Below are 19,940 nucleotides of genomic sequence, written 5' to 3' on the forward strand. Positions count from 1 at the left end.
AATTACTAACTCTTCTTAATATGCGGGATTTTGAGGGAAATCTTTATTTCTGTTCAAATCTAATGCTGCTTGTGGTATTGGTCTTAAAACTTTAAGATTTCCATTTTGTCCGTTAAAGGCATTAGCACTTGTAACTTTAGGATTAAATAAAACAGTTCTTTGTACTAGTGTTCCTGTACGTTTTAAGTCGAACCAACGGTGATATTCACCTAATAATTCTCTTCCTCTTTCGTCTAGTATTGTGTTAATATCTATTGTTGTAAGTACTGGTATTACTCCTGCTACTCCTCCTCCAGCTCTTTTTCTTACTTCGTTTAAACGTGCTAAAGCTGTTGGCGAATCTCCAGCTTTAAAATATGCTTCGGCTGCAATTAAATACGTTTCTCCAAGTCTTGCTATGATAAAATCACGTGTGCTACTTCTGTTTGTTGCCACTGTATATGGTGTGGTGTTAAAGTTTACACTTGTTGCGCCACTATATGGTGCTTTTGGATCGTCGAATTTACGAACTGGAATAAGGTTGTAATCTCCTCCTGCTGCTGCAGCTGATGAATAAGATCCCCAAATATGGTATCCTGTAGGCGTTGTTGCCGGTGCAACTACTTTTCCTAAGTCTTTATGTGCTGCTATATAGGCATCTCTATCGGCTTGGGTAAACCATTTTGGCTCGTAAAAATGAGCAATTTTTAAGGCTGTTTTATCGGCCACATCATAATAATCGTAATATCTGCTATAGATTTCGGTCATGAATGTTCCTTCCCAACGTTTGTCGCCTTTTTCAAATAATGATAAAGCGTAAACTGTAGGACAAAGTGTGTAACTTCTGTTAGGATAAGGATTCCCTGCAGCTGCTGCACCTAAATACGAACTAAACCAATAGTTTTGTGAACTTCCTAATGATGTTGTTCCCGTAGCATTTGAAGCGATTGAGAATTGAACTGAAAAGATGGTTTCGGCATTCATTTCGTTTCCTGGTTTTACTACATTATCAAATGAAACGGCTAATGCCTGACCATTAATTACCTTATCTGCCAAGGCTGCTGCAGTTGTAAAATCTGTTGCTGTACCAAAAGTTTCATATCCTCTTGTAAGGTAAACTTTGGCCAATAAATTCTGAACGGCTCTTTTATTTACTCTTCCTGTGTAAGCTCCATCTGCTACTAGCGGAAGTGCTTCGTTAAGGTCTTTTATGATTTGAGTATATACTTGTTCTGCTGTATTTCTGTCAAATGAAGTAACTGCTGTATTGATATTATCTAACACTACTGGAACTCCTCCATAAGTTTGTACTAACAAGAAATAAGCATTTGCTCTTAAAAATTTAAGTTCTCCTATTCTTGTATCTACTGTACTTGCTTTTTCGGTTATTCCCGAATAATACAATCCTTTATTCGCTTGTTGTATAGATGAATAACAGGTTCTATACAATTGATCTACTCCTTGCGATGATGATGAAAGTGTTAGGTATTTAGCCAATCCTTCTGGTTCTTGATTTCTTCCTTCTGAGTACATATCAGTTCCAGCTTCAAACAACCAAGGGTCTCCACCGTAAACATCTTTTAGTGCTGCATAATTTGTGTTTACCAATGATTCAAAACCGGGAGCAGTAATAAAATATTGCTCTGCCGAACCATAGGAACGATTATCTTCCTCGATATAATCCGAGCATGAATTTAGTGTCGTTACCAGTATTCCTATAATTACTATTATTCTTTTCATTTTTCTTTAATTTAAAATTTTAAACTTAATCCCATTTGTACTGTCATTGTCGACACACGGTTAACTGCAAGTGCCGCAGTTGCCCATTCTGGGTCGTATCCTTCATAATTTGTAAATACAAACGGATTCAGGACATTTACATAAAGGCGTAAGCTTTTAAGTTTTAATTTATCTAGTAATTCATCGTTAAAACTATACCCTAAAGCAATGTTTTGAATTTTAACAAATGATGCATCTTTGTAAAAAGCTACATTATTAGTATCATAATAAACTCCTGCTCCACGTGGTAATGGGTTTGTGTTTGAGTATTGTGCAGGTAAACCTGCTCCATTTGCAGGAACATACCAATCACCTAAATCTAATTTCTGGCGACCTCTATCGGTAACATCGGCAAAATTGTCGTGGAATCCGCTAAATACTGTCATTCCTTGATTTGTTATCAATGACATCGATAAATCAAATTGTTTTACTTTTAATGTTGTAGAGAAACTTCCTGACCATTTTGGATCATAATTTCCTAAAATCGCTCTATCATTATTAGCATCTATTTTACCATCATTATTTAAATCTTTTACTTTTGCTTCTCCAGGTTTTTGACCATAAGAAAGTGCCTGAGCAGCTTCGCTTTCTTGCCAAACTCCATCAAAAACATAGTTGTAATACGAATGGATATTTTCTCCTATAAATAAGTTGTTTCCAACATCGTCTACTTTGTCTTGTCCGTAAATAGACTCTAATTTATTCACGTTTTTAGTAAACGTAAAACTGGTTTCCCAAGACACATTTTTAGTTTGGATATTCTTAGTTACCAAGGCAACCTCGATTCCTCTATTACTTACTGAACCTACGTTTGAAGTAATTGTAGGAACTCCAATCTCTAATGGTAATGCTTGTTGGAATAATAAATCTTTTGATAAACGATCGTAAACATCTACGCTACCTGAGATTCTGTTTCGTACAAATCCAAAATCTAAACCTAAGTTTACCTCTTTTGTCTTTTCCCAAGTTAAGTCTGTATTCCCTAAACTTGAAGATGTATATCCATTTGCTACTGTACCATTAAAATCATAATATGTTGGCACTTTTAAAACACTTAAACTTGAGTATGGACTTACGTTGTCATTTCCTGTATAACCGATACTTCCTCTTAATTTAAAGTTTGAAACAAATTTTAAATTTTTCATGAACGATTCTTCGTGAACATTCCAACCTAAAGCTACAGATGGGAAAGCTGTCCATTTATTCTCTTCAGATAAAACCGATGATCCATCATATCGTACTGAAGCTGTCAATAAATAACGCCCTTTGTATGCGTAGTTTAAACGAGCTGCATAAGATTCTAATGTGTTTTTAGAATACGGAATAAATACACCCGAAGGAATTAAAGCAATATTACCTGATGGTGTTAATGAATATGTTGCTTGTGCTCCTGAAGGAAGATTGTAAAAACTGGTTTCGAAAGGATTTTCTCTTGAAGAAGAAAAATAAGTTTCGGTTGTATTTGAATAAAAACTCTGAAGTCCTAAAAAGCTAAATACGTGAGCATCTTTTATAGTATAATTGATATTGAACTGATTGTCCCAAGTATAATTAAAGTTGTCTACATTGGTTACATCACCAGATGTTAAGCTCTTGTTTTTGAGTCCAAAATCGGTCTGTGCTCCTAATGATCTACCTTCTCTGGCATCCATTTTTCCTGCTGAAAAAGTTGACTTGAATGATAACCAGCTTGTCGCTTTGTACTCTGCAAATACACTACCTATTGTAGTAAATCTTCTTATTTCGTCGCTAGAATTAGCAATTTCTAAAAGCGGATTGTATGATCCTGTTTTATTAATTCCAAGGGTTCCATTTGGGTACTTTAAAGTACCTGGTTGTTGTGCATACGTACCAACTATTTCGTTACCCGATGCATCTATCGCCCACGGAGATGTATAAGGGTTTTGTCTGAAGGCTTCTTGCATTGCAGTTCCACTGCCAAGTTGCTCGTCTGTTTTAGACATCGTTAAGTTTACTCCAAATGAAATTTTATCATTTATCTTATGATTCAAACCTGCCTTAAAAGTATATTTATCGATTCCCTCATTATCAATAACTCCAGTTTCTTTCTGTGCTCCCAAACCTATGTTATAAGATAGTCCGTTATCGGCACGACCCGAAACTGTAAAATAATTATTTTGTGTCATTCCGCCTTTAAGCACAGTGTCTTGCCAATTGTAGCTTTGGTTATTTGCTACTCTTTGAAATAAAACGGCATTAGTTCCGCCTTGTCCTACAGCTGCATTTAATTCTGTTGGATCTATATCCATATAAGTAGGATTGGTTGCCGAAATTGTAGTTGCCAAAAATGCCGATTGATGATAATACCACCATTTTTCTGGGCTCATTAATTTAGGCAATCTCACCGCTTGTTTGTTTCCGTAAGAAGTATCAAAAGTTACGGTTACACCAGCTTTAGCATTTGTTCCATTTTTTGTAGTCACAATAATAACTCCACTTCCTCCTCTTGAACCATAAATAGCTGCCGATGATGCATCTTTAAGTACATCCATTCTGGCAATGTCCTGCGGGTTTAAGAAATCGATATTATCTGTAGGTACTCCATCTACAACAAACAGCGGTTTTGATCCGTCTTTATTAATAGAGTTTGCTCCTCTTATAATAACATTAAATCCATCGCCTATTCTTCCTGAGTTTGAGGTTACCTGAACCCCTGCAATACTACCCTGAATTGCTTCCATTGGATTGGTAACATTTCTTTCTGTGATTTTGGCAGACGATAACGTGTTTACTGCTCCCGTAAGATCAGCTTTCTTAACTGTTCCGTATCCTACCACAACTACCTCTTTTAGAGAATTTGTATCTTCGCTAAGGCTTATATTAATTTTTGTTTTTCCTGCTACGCTCATTTCTTGGGTCTGGAAACCTAAATAACTAAATACTAGGATAGCTTTGCTGTTTGATACATTTATTTTAAAACTTCCTTCAAAGTCTGTGGAAGTTCCGTTTTTAGTTCCTTTTTCTTGAATATTCACTCCTGGCAGAGATAATCCAGCGGCATCGGTAATTTTTCCTTCTATTACAGTTGATTGAGCACTTATTGTGTTGCTCAACAGGAAATTCAGGAAAAATAAAAATACAAGATTGTATTTTATTTTTTTCTTTAATAATGGTTTAATGTTCATAGTTTGGTTTTAATGGTTTTGTTAATTGATAGTATTTTAATTCATAATTGATTCTATTTTTTTATCATTTATATAGATGGGTAGTAATAAAATTTATGCTTTTAATATTCTTTAGTAAATAAACCTAATCTGCTTTTTTTGCGATTAATCCCTCTTTTTCCATGGATTGGATTCCGAAATATCATGAACTTGTTTCTCTGTATGAAAAACCAACAGTATAATCACATTAAAAACTGCAACTATTTGTGACGTTATAAACTTACTTACAATCATTTATATCGATTATTAATGCCTTTTCTGAATAAAAAACAACAATTATGTAATCGATTACACGAAAGTATAAAATTAGTTTGAATGAGCCAAATTAAATTAAATAAAAATTACGTATTTAATTTATATACAGGATTAAAATTACAATAAGTGTAAAAAAACTGATAATTTGTTATTATAATAATTTAAATAAGATTCAAATGTTACATTAAAGTAATCGATTGCTTTAAGTATTCAGTTTCGGCTTGCAGTACTAGTTTACAGTTTCAGTTGTGGTGATTGAGAAATGTGAAATGTAAATTGTATAATATTTTAATCATAGCTCACTGTTTCAACCCTGTGATACAGGTTGTGATGATGTATTGTGCTCCAATGGTTGAAACCGTTGGCAATATTTATAAGCTAATATGCAGTGAAAGTCTTCGGTTATGGTGATTGAAAATATGAAATGTAAAAATTGGAATGGAGTTACTTGCGGAGATCCCTCCTGCGTCGGGAAGACAAGTTTGTGGGGAAAGTTTGTGGAGAAAGATTACCTGTAAGGAGCTACATACTGAGACTGCTACTGTAAACTGCTACTGTAAACTGACACTAAATACTGAAACTAAACACTGTGCCTAAAAAATGAACAAAAAAAAGAGATATGCAAAAAATTGCATACCTCTTTTTAAACTAATTTATAAGATAATACTATTTAAACCAACGCGGATCTCCTACATTATTCTCTTTTAATGTCTGATTTCCAACTGTAAAATCACCATTTAAAGCATTTGTGAATTTAGGATCTAATGTTGTGTAATTTCCAGAATTATCAAATTTTATAGGAGTTGCAGCTGTAGTAAAAAGTGCAGCCGAATTATAATAATTATTATTTACAAATGTTGGAGCTACTGTAACAGCTTGATTTGCAAAGATTGCAGCTGTTTGCGCAAACAATGTATTACGAATTGTCGTTGCATTAGATACAAAACGTATGTACAAAATTCTATTTGAAGCTGTCATTCCATTATTAAATATCGTACAACCATCAATTAATATATTAGTGATTAAACCTGTCCCTGTTAAATCTTTGGCATTATCTATACGGATAAAATCACGTCCTAATGCACAATTATTAAACGTACTGTTTTTTAATGTAAGCTGTCCTAAATGAGCAATCCTAAAGTCAATAAAATCACCATTATTAGTCAATACATTTGTTACAACAGTGTTCTCTACTATAGCTGAACCAACTCTTGTGTTGGCTTGACTTGAAGATATTAATGATTTTCCGAAATCATGAATATTACATCCACTTATTAAAAGCGGACCATACGTTACATTTGCTTCATTGTATTTAACAGCATCAGTAAGAGTTTTATCTCCGTTTAAATCTAAATCTATCAAATTAAGAATTGTAGATCCATTATTAAGTGAGAAGTTTACATGTAGTAATGGCTTCTTATAGCTATATAATCCTCTAATAGTGATTGATTTATTCAAACTGATTGTACCTTTAAAAACAGTATAATCTCCAGGCATCAATACTAATACGGCTCCTGGCGCAGCATCGGCAATTTTAGCACTTAAATCATCTTCTGGTTTTACTAGAATTCCTGTTCCTATGTCAATTCCTGTTGTAAAAGCGAGTAAACCTCTTTTTTTGCTGCCATTAAACAATTCTGCTATATAAGGTGTTTCTCCTTTTAATCCTGTTATTATCGCAATTCCGTTTATTTTTTCTTCTGCAGTTACAACATGTTTAATGGCGCCAGGATTAACAACTATTTCTGTTACATTACTATTAGCAGTCCATCTCAAGGTAACTTTATTCGACTCTATGTCGCCATCTTGGCTAGCTAAGAAAATTTGCTCTGATGATGTGGTTGCCTTAGTAATAGACCATTTAGAATCTTCTAATCCTGTTGAACTCACTGCTTTTATTCGAATTGAATACGTTGTTTCTCCTTCTAATTGTATACGAACCGGCAATTCTTGTGGATTAACGTTAACTGTTTTATAAATAGTCTTAAAGTCTACATCATCTGCGCTAAACTCTACAACATAATGATCTGCATCTTCATTAACAGTCCAATTTAAATCAACTGCTGTTTGATTTCTAACTACTGCAGTAAGACCTATAGGCGAAAACTCTCTGGTTGCTCCTATTCCGTCTAGTAATCCTTCATTATAAGTTTCGCAGCTAGCAAAAGCAAGCATGAACAATAATGTGGCTATTAATCCTTTTAGTATATATTTTATTTTCATAAACTTAATAATTTATAATTAGTTTTAAGTTAGATATTAATAGCCATAATCGTTAAACAATTTTCCATTGCTTCCTTCAATAAGCTTTTGCCATATTGGCCAAAACTGTCTTGTATCTGGATCAACTCCAATCTTGTAAATCGAATTTATCTTACTATCCGTAAGTGTACTCCAAGCAAAAGAGGTATAATCTGGTCCTGGATTTACATTCTCACCGCGATTTAATCCATAAATATCAAGAGTTACATTATCAGCTTTGTACTTATAATACAAAGTAGTTGGTACATCGGCATAATCTCCTGTGTGTTTTTGTAAATCGAACATTTTTTGCTTGGCTTCGTCTAATTTTACTTTAAGTAAATTCCAACGAATAAGTGCTTGTTTACGTTCCATTTCTCCAGTAAACTCATATTTATTTTCATCTACAATAGCATTGAACATTGCTGTTTTACTACTTAAACCATTTACATAATTATCTACTTTTTGACTCTGATCTCCAGCAGCAAAAGCTCTTCTGCGTATTTCTTTTAAGTAAGGCGCAGCAGCTGCAGGGCCTTCTAATTCATTAGCAGCTTCGGCAGCAATTAAAAGCACTTCGGCATAACGCATATAAATTTTATTTACTCCATCATCATTTGTAGAAGTCACAAAACGAGTCATCCATTCGTAACGGTATTTACCAAAATACCATTTATTTAATGCTCCTAATTCTTGCTTGGCGATTCCATTTACTGGTTTACCATATAAGTAAGGTACACAGGTAACATCTCTACGACTATCTGCTTTATCGTAATCATAAAAAATAGTAGGTAGTGGTCCTGCCGAACCTCCACGGTTAGCTCCATTTGCATGAAATTGATCTACATCTGTATGTTTTACAGCAAAACTGTATAACATTCTTCCTCTACCATCTGCAAAAGGAATTTCCCAAAGAGATTCCCCTCCTGCCGTAATGTTTTCCTGGTTATATTTTCTCCAGAATGTTTCAAATGAAGCTTCCAAATTAGCTTTCCCACTCTGAATAACTGAACGAGATTCATCTAATGCCAATTTATACATTTTATCTACCGAAAGTTCTACATCATTACTTCTATGAACACCGTCTGGATATTGCTGAAATCCACTAGCAACCAATGCTAAACGAGCACGTAATCCTTTTACAAAAGCTTTATTAATGCGTTCTACACTTGCAGTAGCAGCACTTTCATTAGGCCATGGAACTAATGTAGCGGCTTCTCCTAAATCCTGAATAATTTGCTTATAAATTACATCACGACTTGATTTTGGCAAATAAATGGTTTCTGTATTAACTGGCTCAAAACGAGCAGGTACATCGCCATGTGCTTTAACTAAATCTGCGTAAAATACAGCACGCAATGTTAAAGCCTCTCCTAATAAATATCCAAATTCTGTTCCTGGTTTTGGGTCACCATATTTACGAATACCGTTGATACAAATATTAGCTCGCTCGATTCCCGTATACATAGATGTCCAAGGATTACCTCCACCACCATCTGTTACCTCCAGATTCATCTGGCTATTAGTAGGCTTTGCATCGTAAATACTTAAACTTGCTTTATCATCAGAAGTAGATTCTGAAGCATTATACCACTCAGTATCTGTATTAAATCCGTAAAAAGGAAGAAAACGACCTCTGTGTCCATTAGTTTCAGCAAAGGCCACTTTAATACCATCAACTGCACCTTTGGTTAATCCCTCATTAGAAAAAATATCCTGTTCGTCTAATGTTGATTTTCCGGGAGCATCCAAATAATCTTCTGAAAACTCTTGGCAAGCACTAAAAAGACTTGCTAAAATTAGTCCTGCTATTATTATTTTATGTTTCATCTTTTGATACGTGTTAAATTAAAAAGCTAGATTTAAACCAAAAACCATTTGCCTGCTACGCGGATATGCAGAGTAATCTACTCCCGGAGTTAGCGGTGTTTTTCTTCTTGTAGAAACCTCAGGATCTGGTCCTGAATAATTCGTAAGAAGGAAAACATTAGTAGCTGTTAGGTAAAATCTTAATTTAGAAACTCCCAATGCTGAAATAAGAGAATTTGGAGATGTATATCCTAATGTAAGCGTATTAAGTCTTAAAAAAGAACCATCTTCGACTGCCCAATCATTAAAAACAAAACGATTCATATATGGTGACCACATTGTTGTATTAGCGTTAAGAGCTGCTAATTGAGTAGGATCTGTTACTAACTGTCCAGAAGCCGGATCAAGATTTGTCCATCTGTTACCATCGGCCATATCTGTACTTAAATTTCTATATTGCCCATTTGGCGTAGAAGTCGTAAATTCAACTTTATTAGCATTATAAACATCATTACCAATACTATAGTTAAAAGAAGCTGAAAGGTCAAATCCATAAGCGTTACCGTTAATTACAAAACCTCCACTATATTTTGGGTTAGAATTACCAATTATTGTACGATCATCTACAGTCACCACTCCATCACCGTTTAAATCTTTTAACTTCATACTTCCTGGTCGCACAGGACCAACAATACCCGAGCTGTTTGTAATTCCTGGTTTTAAAGTATATTTCGTTCCATCATAATCAAAATCAGATACTTCATAACGACCATCATTCTTAAAGCCATACATCATACCTATTGGCTGACCCACTTTTACCTGATAATCTCCATCTATCGCCGAATTCCAAGTGCTTGAAGGATTAAAACTATTCATAACTCCAAGAGAGTTAATGCGGTTTTTATTTATACCTACGTTAAAAGAAAAATTCAAACCATAATTTTGTTTTTGTAATGCCACAACATTTAGAGTAGCTTCAAAACCTGTATTTTGAGTTTCTCCCATGTTTCGATATTGGCTCGAATAACCTGATCCTGCTATAAGGAAATTTATCAAAAGATCTTTAGTTACATTTTTATACATTTCTACAGAACCATTTACACGGCTTCTGAAAAAATCAAAATCTATTCCTAAGTTCTGCGTTACTGTAGTCTCCCATTTTAAGTCTGGATTAAACAAGATCGTCGGTGCAGCCCAATAGTTTTCTGTACCATCTATCCAAGAAGATGGCGTTGATTCTAACGTTTTTACTGTTTGTCCAGTTGGGATATTATTATTCCCAGCTTCACCATAACTCAATCTTACTTTAAGTGAGTTTATCCAGGAAACCTCTTTTAAGAAACTTTCTTCAGATATTTTCCAAGCTGCTGCTGCTGCAGGGAAAAATCCCCATTTATTACCGTCGGCAAACTTACTAGAACCATCGGCACGATATGTTGCTGTAAAAAGATAACGATCTTTATAATCGTAATTTAGACGTCCAAAAAACGAAAGTAATTTATCATCTGCAAAATAATAATTATCTACAGAGATAGGTTTACCTTGTGAAGTCAATTTTTTAGCTTGTTCAAAATCAAAAAACGTTGGAAAACCTTGTAAAGTAGTATTTACATCATTTCTTTGATAATTAATAGACTCTTCTCCTACAAGGATTTTTAAATTATGATTATCACCCAATGCTTTTTTAAAGTCATAATTAAGGGTATTTGCGTTTCTAAAACGAACTTCTGTACGATCACTCATTATAAGTGCAGGCATTCCTTGTAGTGTAGCAGCAGGTTTATTGGCCACATAATAAGTAGAACGTCCGTAAAAACGAGAATCTAAATAACTATAATTATCAAGTCCTAAATCTGTTTTAAAAACCAGTTTATCAGTAATTTTCCATGAAAAACTACCCAACATATTAAAGTTTTTTCTAAGCTGCTGACGGTCATTATCGGCTACAGCCACAAAAGGATTTACAAGATAACCTGATACTGCCTCATCTGTATCATCTGTAGTTAAACCTGGCATTGGTAATGGCGAATATCCCACAGCGTGTTTTAAACGAGAATCATTTGATGAAACTTCATTTTGTTCATTAGCTCCTCCTCCGTTTATTTCTGAATTAGAGTAACGCATCGTAAAGGTAAGATCAACTTTTTCACTCGCTTTACTTTTTAGCGCAAGCGATAAGTTATCTCTTTTAAAATCTGAACCTTGCATAATAGCAGTTTCATCATAATGCGCATAATTAAAATTGAAATTAATTTTATCCGAACCACCACGTATGGCTAAATCGCGGCTTTGAACTTCTCCAGTACGTCCATAAATTTGTTTTTGCCAGTTGTCCCCCTTTAAACCTTTATAAATATCATAATCTTGCCATGATCCAAAATATTTTTCATACGAATCTGCGTTTCCTTTTTCGAGCAAAGCATATTCATATTGCCACTTTACAAAATCATCTGGCGCAAGAACATCAATTTCATTTGCCATCTTTTTCATTCCGTAGAACATATTAAAGTTCACTGCAATTTTACCATCTTTACCACTTTTGGTAGTAATAATAATAACCCCATTTGCACCTCTCGAACCATAAATAGCTGTAGATGCAGCATCTTTTAAGGTGGTAATAGTATCAATATCAGATGGAGAAATATCGTTCATACTATTTACAGGAAATCCATCTACTATTATTAATGGAGAGCTATCTTGTGTTAAAGATCCTCCTCCACGAATTCTAATTTTAACCTCAGAATCTGGTGAACCTTCTGAAGATATTACCTGAACCCCAGCTATACGCCCTGTTAGAGCTTCGGCTACGTTTGCAATAGGTGTCTTTCTTACATCGTTACCCGATAAAGTAGAAACAGCGCCAGTTAAATCCCCTTTTTTTACTGACCCATATCCAATAACAACAACTTCGTTTAATGTATTGGCATCTTCATTTAATACAATATCTATTTTGTTTTTTCCTGTTAGAGCAACTTCTTTAGTTTTAAACCCTATAAACGAAAAAGTTAATATCGCTTTCGGATTGGTAAGTTTGATTTTATAATGTCCGTCAAAGTCGGTCGAAACACCATTCTTTGATCCTTTTTCTAATACATTTACACCTGGTAAAGTTAAACCTGCTGCATCTTTAACGGTACCTTCTATTGTTACATCCTGAGCAAAAATTTGATTGCTCATGAAAAATATCAGAAAAAAGGCCCAGACAAAATAACTTCTTGTCCCTTTTTTTAATAAATGGTTATTATTCATAAATTTGGTTTTAATAGTTAAGGTTTATTTGTTTTGGTAGTTTATTTTATGTTCTTCATTTTAATACCATTGATATAAGTATTATTAAACTTTAAATTCTTTACATGTTTAAGCGAATATGGTTTTTCTACTTTATCGATTCTAACATTGGTGAACGTGATATTTTCTATAGGCGATTGCTCATATCCATCGGCTAGAATACCAAACTTTCCTCCATTTTTCACTTTAATATTTTCTAGATTAATGTTTCGTATTGCTGGAATAAAATCACCTACTTGGCTACCATAGATATCATAAAACATGGTAACTCTCAAAACACTTTCGGCAACGGTTCCTACTTCAATATTCCTTACATAAACATTCTCTGTAAGTCCACCTCTTTTTGAATTCGTTTTGATTCGAATAGCTCTATCTAGATTAGGACTATCCATGATGCAATTTTCTACAAAAACATTGCTTACACCAGCAGATATCTCACTTCCCATTACAACTCCTCCATGACCATCTATCATTTTACAGTTTTGAACAATGATATTTTTACTCGGAATCCCAACTCTTCTTCCATCCCCATCTCTACCAGATTTTATAGCTATACAATCATCACCAGTATTAAAAGTGCAGTTTCTGATAATTACATTTTGAGAATATTCCGGATCACAACCATCATTATTAGGTCCATGACTTATTATAGTTACACCATCGACGATTACATCTCTGGATTTCATAGGATGAATAACCCATGAAGGCACATCGATAATTTTTACATCTTTTACCAAAACAGTATTACACTCGAAGAACTCTAAGAAGTTTGGGCGTATATAATGACCTTCTCCAAAAACTCTTTCGGCTACCGGAGTTCCTATTTCTCCCATTTCTACCAAAGCTGGACGATTAAGTGCATCATTCTGACTTGGCATTCCTTTTTCCCAACCATACCCCTTACCAGCCCAAGTCCACCAGTTTTTAGTATTAGATTGACCGTTAAGCATTCCTTTTCCGGTTACTGCAACATTTGTTTTTTTGTAAGCATATATAAAAGGAGAATAATTCATCATTTCTGTTCCCTCAAAAGAGGTATGAACTATAGGATAATCTTTAGAATTTGTACTAAATAAAATCTCTGCATTATCATCCAGAAACAAATTCACATTATTGTCTAAATGTATTGCTCCTGTAAAATATTTTCCGTTTGGCACTACTACCTTACCACCACCACTTGCAACACAAGCTTCGATAGCTTTTTTAAACGCTAGCGTATTATCTGTTACACCATCAGATATTGCTCCATACTCATTTATGTTAAAATTTTTATCTGGAAATTTTGTAGTAGGAATTTTTTTAATTATTTCTTCCATTTCCTTCCATGGATTTTTTTGAGCTTGCAATTTAGAAGAAGTAATACACGATAAAAATAAAGCTGTAATTACTATATAAATATATTTAGTATTCGCAAGTATTGGTTTATTTATAAGCATTGTGGTATAGTTTTTAGAATTCGTTTTCAACAATTAAATATTTTAATGTAATCGATTACACGAAAATATATAATTACTTTGAATGCGCCAAATATATTTAGATAAAAATTAGATATTTAATTTTTAATCACAAATAAAATTATATTTAGTTCAAAAAAACTAATAAATTATTACTATAATGCACTTTTAAAAGCCTTACTAAAGAAATAAAGTAATCGATAACAACTACCAGCCATTAATGTTAAAAAAATTCTTATTTTTGTAACTTACTAATAAAAAGACTACTGCTGCATGAGCGAAAAAATAACTATTTATGATATTGCCGAAAGATTAAATATCACTGCTGCTACTGTATCTAGAGCATTAAATAATAATCCTAAGATCAAAGAAAGTACGCGCAAGTTAGTTATAGAAACAGCTGCTGCGATGAACTACAAACAAAACAGACTTGCTCTTGCTCTACAGAGTGGAAGAAGCAATAATGTAGGTGTTATTGTTCCTCGTATAGATAGTAACTTTTTTGCCTCGGTAATTAGAGGTATCGAAGAAGAATTACACCCTCATGGTTTTCATGTTATTATTTGTCAAACTCATGAAAATCCAAAAAGAGAAAATGAAAACTTACATACATTACTTGATGCTCAGGTAGATGGGATTTTAATGTCGGTTACTGACGTTACAAATGAAAACGATACAGCATTTATGAATATCGTTAACAATGACGTTCCGCTAATATTTTTTGATAGAAAAAAAGACATCAACGGAGTAAGTTCTGTAACAATCGATGACTTTAAAGGTGGATACGAAACTACCAAACATCTTATTAATCAGGGATGTAAATCTATTGCACATTTTTCTGGAGATCAGTCGCTGGAAATTTTCAAAAACAGGTTTCTTGGTTACAAACAGGCTTTATTAGATTCTGGATTAACATTTGACGAAAAATATGTTATCCAATCCAAGAGTAGTGTTGATGCAGGAAAAGAAGCATTAGATATTTTAATGCAATACGATACGCCACCAGACGCTATATTTTCTTCGAGTGACTTTGCAGCTTTGGGAGCAATTCAGGAATTGAGAGCCAGAGATATTAATATTCCAGCCGATTTTTGTGTTGCTGGTTTTAGTAACGAACCTTTTACTAAATTCATGGAACTTTCTATAACTTCAGTAGATCAGTCTCCACTAGAAATGGGTAAAATGGCAGCTCGTGTTTTCTTGGAACAAATGGAGAAAACAGATAAAATCATGATAGAAAAAAAGGTAGTCCTGAAGCCTGAATTACACATCCGTAAATCATCTGCAAGAACTACCCATTAATATTTTTAAACATCACATTTAAGTTTTTTTACCATTAAGGTATTAAGAAAAATTAAGTTTTATAAGCGTTTCGCTTAAATGAACTTATATAACTTATATGGTTAACTTTTATATTTTAAACCATTTTTACCATTTAGATATTTTCTTTTTACCATTTAGATATTAAGAAAAATTAAGGTTTATAAGCGTTTCGCTTAAATAAACTTATATAACTTATATGGTTAACTTTTATATTTTAAACCATTTTTACCATTTAGATATTTTCTTTTTACCATTTAGATATTAAGAAAAATTAAGTTTTATAAACGTTTCGCTTAAATGAACTTATATAACTTATATGGTTACCTTTTTGAAACATATAAGTCACTTAAGAAAATATAAGTTTTATAAAAAATTAAACTCTAAAGAGTATTATTTTGAGTAAAACAACCGCGAACTTGTCACCCTGAGGAACGAAGGGTTTCCACAAGAAACTAACACAAAGTATTTTTTAGGTTATCGAACTACTCACGGAGACCCTTCGTTCCTCAGGGTGACAAGATTGGGTGGGAATTAAACAAAAAAAGACCATCATTTCTGATAGTCTTTTACTTAACTTTTCTTAATGCCTTAATGGTTCAAATCTTTGCTTACTTTGCGAAAATCTTTGCTTACTTTGCGGTTAAATTTTTAGCCACAAACCTGTCTAAAGCGAAACCCCACGTTTCCAAGGAATAAAATCGTTTTGGTTTAAAATCGCAGCCTTCGTTTTAATCTTACCACTTGCTACATTTATTATAAATTCTAACATTTCATCACCCATTTCTTCAATAGATTTTTCTCCTGTGATGATTCCACCTGTGTCAATATCGATAATATCCGACATTTTTGCAGCCAACTCAGAATTTGATGAAATTTTTACAACTGGCGCAATTGGGTTTCCTGTTGGAGTTCCTAAACCTGTTGTAAACAAAACCATATTTGCTCCAGAACCAACCATTGCCGTAGTACATTCTACATCATTTCCTGGAGTACAAAGCAAGTTTAAACCTGGTTTTGTAATATATTCTCCGTAATCCGAAACACCTACAATTGGCGAAGTTCCGCCTTTTTTGGCAGCTCCAGCCGATTTCATTGCGTCGGTAATTAAACCATCTTTTATATTTCCTGGTGAAGGGTTCATGTCAAATCCAGAACCTGCATCGACAACTGTTTTTTCATACCATTTCATCAATTCCAAGAAACGTTTTCCGCTCTCGTCTTCTACACATCGGTTTACCAACTCCTGCTCTACTCCACATAATTCTGGAAACTCCGAAAGAATTGTAGTTCCTCCTAAAGCAGCCAATAAATCAGATGTTATTCCTAATGTTGGGTTGGCCGAAATTCCTGAGAAACCATCAGATCCACCACATTCTAATCCAATTTTTAATTTAGATAATGGAGCTGGCGTTCTTTGTATTTCATTCGCTTTTTTAATAGCTTCAAATGTATCTTTTACAACGCTACTAAGCATTGCCTCAATAGTTCCTATTTGTTGCTGATCGTAAATTAAAACAGGCTTTTTACTGTTAGGATTTATCTCGTCCAGAGCATCTTTAAAGATTTGTATTTGAAGATTCTGACATCCTAAACTCAATACGGTTGCTCCAGCCACGTTAGGATTATTTACATAACCAGCCAACAGTTTGGCTAAACTATGCGAATCCTGACGAATACCTCCACATCCACCTTGATGGGTGATGAATTTTACTTCTATATTATTGAATAAATTAGAATCATTAGAAGCCGCTTCATTACTAGCGCCACCACTTTCTGATTTTACCAAAGAGCGCAATAATAACTGATAATCATTCTCTTTAGGTTTCATTAATTCCTTCTCGAAAATATCTTTTAGGATTTCGATATTTCTGTTTTCACAAAAAACCAAAGGAAAAAACAACCAAACATTTTCAGTTCCTACTTGCCCATCTTCTCTATGATATCCATCAAAAGTTCTATCTTTCCATTTATCGATATTTGGAACAGTCCAACCAATCGATTCTGTTTTTTCGAATACTTTAGCGCTTTCATGTTTTACATTACTTATCGTAAGTACATCTCCTTTTACAATCGTTTGACTTGCTCTTCCGACCAAAACACCATACATAATAATTTTTTCACCTGACGCAAAATCAGACAAAGCAATTTTATGTTTCATTTTCACATCAGTCTTAATAGTGATGTCTTCACCTTCAAAATTGATGACCTCACCAGCTGAAAGATTTACCAAAGCTACTGCTACATTATCGGTAGGATGAACTTTTATTAATTTTTTTTGAGTTGCCATGATTAAACGTTCTGAGTTGTTGTATTTAATTGTTTTTGGAAATTAGCAAAACCATTCTCAATTCCGTTTGCATCAATTTCCTCTAATGCAATTGTAATTGCTTTTGTCAAGCCCAGAATCAGCGTTAAATCTTCATCCCAGAAACTTTTATTTTGCAAAGTAAGTCGTGCTATTTTCTCATAATCATCGGATTTCCAAAGTCCATCAAAGAAAGTAACAATATCCTCACTATCATTAATTGGTAAAGCTTGATTTTGCCAAGTGCCTTTATAAAAACGAATCAAACAAGCAAAAGCAAACGTTAAATGAATTGGAAGCTTGTTGTGAATTGCAACATATTCGACTAAACTTGGCAAAACACGAACTTTAAATTTCGAAATAGAGTTCAATGCAATACTGGATAATAAATGCTTTATAAATGGGTTTCTAAAACGATCCAAGACTTCATCAGAGAAGCTTATTAGCTCATCCTTATCCATGTTTAATGTTTCGTTTATTTCATCAAAAACGGCTTTATTTACAAAGTCACCTGTAAATGGATTATCTACTGTTTCCTTTACCGTTTCATTTCCATAAAGAAGAGAAAACGGAACCATTGCAGTATGTGCACCATTTAAGATTCTAACTTTACGAGTTCTATACGGTTGCATATCGGCAACAATTTTCACATCCAGATTGGTTTTCTCAAACGGAAGTTTTGCCTTCAATTTATCATCTCCTTCTATAACCCACAAAAAGAATGTTTCGGCACTTACAATCAAATTATCTGAGTAATCCAACTGTTTGTTGTATTCTTCTATTTGATCTTTTGGATAACCCGGAACGATACGATCTACTAATGTATTATGAAAAGTACAATGATTTAAAAGCCATAATGTAAAATCTACTTCAAGGCTCCAATCTGCACAATATTTTAATATAATCTCTTTTAAAGTATCCGAGTTATAATTGATTAATTCGCAAGGAATAATCGTTAATCCTTTAGACTTATCTCCATTAAAATGTTTAAATCTTTCGTGCAAAAGCACCGTTAATTTAGCAGGAAATGAAACTGGTGGTTGCATTGTAGGCTTATCACTAGCGATATATTCTATACCTGCTTCGGTAGTATTAGAAATGATAAAAGCTAATTCTTCTTCTTTGGCTAAAGCCAAAAACTCATTAAAAGAAGCATAAGGATCAACTGCTTTTACAATATTTGTAATCAATTCTTTTTCCTGAATTTCTTCTCCTTTTTTTATCCCTTTCATGAATAATGTATACAAACCATCCTGGTCGTTAATCATATTAACCAAGCCTTTATCGATAGGCTGTACAACAGCAATTCCTGCATTAAAATTGGCATCTTGATTCAGTTTCTGAAAAGCAAATTCTACAAATGCTCTCAAAAAATTTCCTTCTCCAAATTGAACAATTTTTATTGGAAGTTTATCGGATAATCCTATATTTTCTCTATTTAGTTTTTTCATTATTATAACTTAAAGTGTTGTATATAATTGAATTAAAAATTTCAAACCTTCAGTTGTAAAAGAAACATTATACTTACTGTCAACAAAACTTGTTGTGAGGACTGGCAGGTTTTATTCTGCAAGAATAATGCTCTATTACAACTTAAAAATCAAAAAAACATTTAAAAACAATCTTTAGGAATGGCTATTCCGTATTTTATTTTCTAATTTTTTTAATAATCTCAAGAACTTCACTGACTTTGTTTTTTAGTCCTTCAAAATCATTATTTTCTATTATTTCTTTTGAGATTAATTGCGAACCAATTCCTACGCAAGTTGCACCAGCATTAAGCCAGGATGACAAACTTTCTTCGGTTGGGAAAACTCCGCCCGTAGGCATAATACTTGTCCAGGGAGATGGTCCTTTTATTCCTTTTATAAATTCTGGTCCATAAGTATCTGCTGGAAATAATTTTACAATTTCGCAACCTAATTCTTCGGCTTTGGCAATCTCGGTAAGTGTACCACAACCCGGTGACCACAATACTTTGCGACGATTACAAACTATTGCAATATCTTCTCTAAGTACTGGCGTCACAATAAAATTGGCTCCCAATTGCATATATAATGAAACCGCTGCTGCATCGGTAACTGATCCTACACCCAGAATCATTCCGGGCAATTCAGCCAAAGCATATTTATTTAAAGCCCCAAACACTTCAAAAGCAAAATCACCACGACTCGTAAATTCCATTAATCTAGAACCTCCATCGTAACACGCTTTTAATACTTTCTTACTTATCTCTATATCTGAATGAAAAAAAAGCGGAATCATACCGTTTTCTTTCATTGTCGTAGCTACTTCTATTCTTGAATATTTTGCCATTTTTAT

The 19,940-nt window shown here is 33.7% G+C and carries 10 protein-coding genes; 1 reads left to right on the forward strand and 9 read right to left on the reverse strand.

Annotation, left to right across the window (positions count from 1 at the left end; translation table 11 throughout):
• Positions 1 to 15: 15 nt before the first annotated feature.
• The 6 genes from OA93_RS19810 to OA93_RS19835 all read right to left on the reverse strand — a co-directional run bounded on the left by OA93_RS19810 (position 16) and on the right by OA93_RS19835 (position 13,972).
• Positions 16 to 1,719 (reverse strand): RagB/SusD family nutrient uptake outer membrane protein, encoded by a 1,704-nt coding sequence (locus OA93_RS19810; protein WP_039115632.1) that lies wholly within the window; start codon positions 1,717 to 1,719, stop codon positions 16 to 18.
• 11 nt (positions 1,720 to 1,730) lie between these two features.
• Positions 1,731 to 4,904: a SusC/RagA family TonB-linked outer membrane protein gene (locus OA93_RS19815; protein ID WP_039115634.1), complete on the reverse strand. Its 3,174-nt coding sequence runs from the start codon at positions 4,902 to 4,904 to the stop codon at positions 1,731 to 1,733.
• A gap of 960 nt (positions 4,905 to 5,864) precedes the next feature.
• Positions 5,865 to 7,421: a DUF4957 domain-containing protein gene (locus tag OA93_RS19820; protein WP_039115636.1), complete on the reverse strand. Its 1,557-nt coding sequence runs from the start codon at positions 7,419 to 7,421 to the stop codon at positions 5,865 to 5,867.
• 36 nt (positions 7,422 to 7,457) lie between these two features.
• Positions 7,458 to 9,269: a RagB/SusD family nutrient uptake outer membrane protein gene (locus tag OA93_RS19825; RefSeq protein WP_039115638.1), complete on the reverse strand. Its 1,812-nt coding sequence runs from the start codon at positions 9,267 to 9,269 to the stop codon at positions 7,458 to 7,460.
• 18 nt (positions 9,270 to 9,287) lie between these two features.
• On the reverse strand, positions 9,288 to 12,425 hold the full coding sequence (locus tag OA93_RS19830; protein ID WP_240474771.1) for a TonB-dependent receptor: 3,138 nt from the start codon (positions 12,423 to 12,425) through the stop codon (positions 9,288 to 9,290).
• A 113-nt stretch (positions 12,426 to 12,538) separates the two neighbouring features.
• On the reverse strand, positions 12,539 to 13,972 hold the full coding sequence (locus OA93_RS19835; RefSeq protein ID WP_039115642.1) for a glycoside hydrolase family 28 protein: 1,434 nt from the start codon (positions 13,970 to 13,972) through the stop codon (positions 12,539 to 12,541).
• A gap of 291 nt (positions 13,973 to 14,263) precedes the next feature.
• On the opposite strand from OA93_RS19835, the gene OA93_RS19840 reads away from it, so the two are divergent.
• Positions 14,264 to 15,292 (forward strand): LacI family DNA-binding transcriptional regulator, encoded by a 1,029-nt coding sequence (locus tag OA93_RS19840; protein WP_039115643.1) that lies wholly within the window; start codon positions 14,264 to 14,266, stop codon positions 15,290 to 15,292.
• A gap of 685 nt (positions 15,293 to 15,977) precedes the next feature.
• Here the strand turns inward: OA93_RS19840 and OA93_RS19845 are convergent.
• The 3 genes from OA93_RS19845 to OA93_RS19855 all read right to left on the reverse strand — a co-directional run bounded on the left by OA93_RS19845 (position 15,978) and on the right by OA93_RS19855 (position 19,934).
• A complete protein-coding gene (locus OA93_RS19845) occupies positions 15,978 to 17,600 on the reverse strand; it encodes an altronate dehydratase family protein (protein WP_039115644.1) in 1,623 nt (540 codons plus the stop codon).
• A gap of 2 nt (positions 17,601 to 17,602) precedes the next feature.
• The gene (locus tag OA93_RS19850; protein WP_039115645.1) at positions 17,603 to 19,069 is read right to left on the reverse strand and encodes a tagaturonate reductase; all 1,467 of its coding nucleotides are present in this window, start codon (positions 19,067 to 19,069) and stop codon (positions 17,603 to 17,605) included.
• A gap of 196 nt (positions 19,070 to 19,265) precedes the next feature.
• Positions 19,266 to 19,934, reverse strand: a complete 669-nt coding sequence (locus OA93_RS19855; protein ID WP_039115647.1) for a bifunctional 4-hydroxy-2-oxoglutarate aldolase/2-dehydro-3-deoxy-phosphogluconate aldolase — start codon at positions 19,932 to 19,934, stop codon at positions 19,266 to 19,268.
• Positions 19,935 to 19,940 lie beyond the last annotated feature (6 nt).

The sequence above is a fragment of the Flavobacterium sp. KMS genome, assembly GCF_000813005.1.
Taxonomy (GTDB): domain Bacteria; phylum Bacteroidota; class Bacteroidia; order Flavobacteriales; family Flavobacteriaceae; genus Flavobacterium.

Bases quoted from the DNA above. Each gene is read 5' to 3' on its own strand.
- OA93_RS19825 (WP_039115638.1), bottom strand. From the start codon at position 9,269: ATGAAACATAAAATAATAATAGCAGGACTAATTTTAGCAAGTCTTTTT.
- OA93_RS19850 (WP_039115645.1), bottom strand. From the start codon at position 19,069: ATGAAAAAACTAAATAGAGAAAATATAGGATTATCCGATAAACTTCCA.
- OA93_RS19845 (WP_039115644.1), bottom strand. From the start codon at position 17,600: ATGGCAACTCAAAAAAAATTAATAAAAGTTCATCCTACCGATAATGTA.
- OA93_RS19820 (WP_039115636.1), bottom strand. From the start codon at position 7,421: ATGAAAATAAAATATATACTAAAAGGATTAATAGCCACATTATTGTTC.
- OA93_RS19830 (WP_240474771.1), bottom strand. From the start codon at position 12,425: ATGAGCAATCAAATTTTTGCTCAGGATGTAACAATAGAAGGTACCGTT.
- OA93_RS19810 (WP_039115632.1), bottom strand. From the start codon at position 1,719: ATGAAAAGAATAATAGTAATTATAGGAATACTGGTAACGACACTAAAT.
- OA93_RS19840 (WP_039115643.1), top strand. From the start codon at position 14,264: ATGAGCGAAAAAATAACTATTTATGATATTGCCGAAAGATTAAATATC.
- OA93_RS19815 (WP_039115634.1), bottom strand. From the start codon at position 4,904: ATGAACATTAAACCATTATTAAAGAAAAAAATAAAATACAATCTTGTA.
- OA93_RS19835 (WP_039115642.1), bottom strand. From the start codon at position 13,972: ATGCTTATAAATAAACCAATACTTGCGAATACTAAATATATTTATATA.
- OA93_RS19855 (WP_039115647.1), bottom strand. From the start codon at position 19,934: ATGGCAAAATATTCAAGAATAGAAGTAGCTACGACAATGAAAGAAAAC.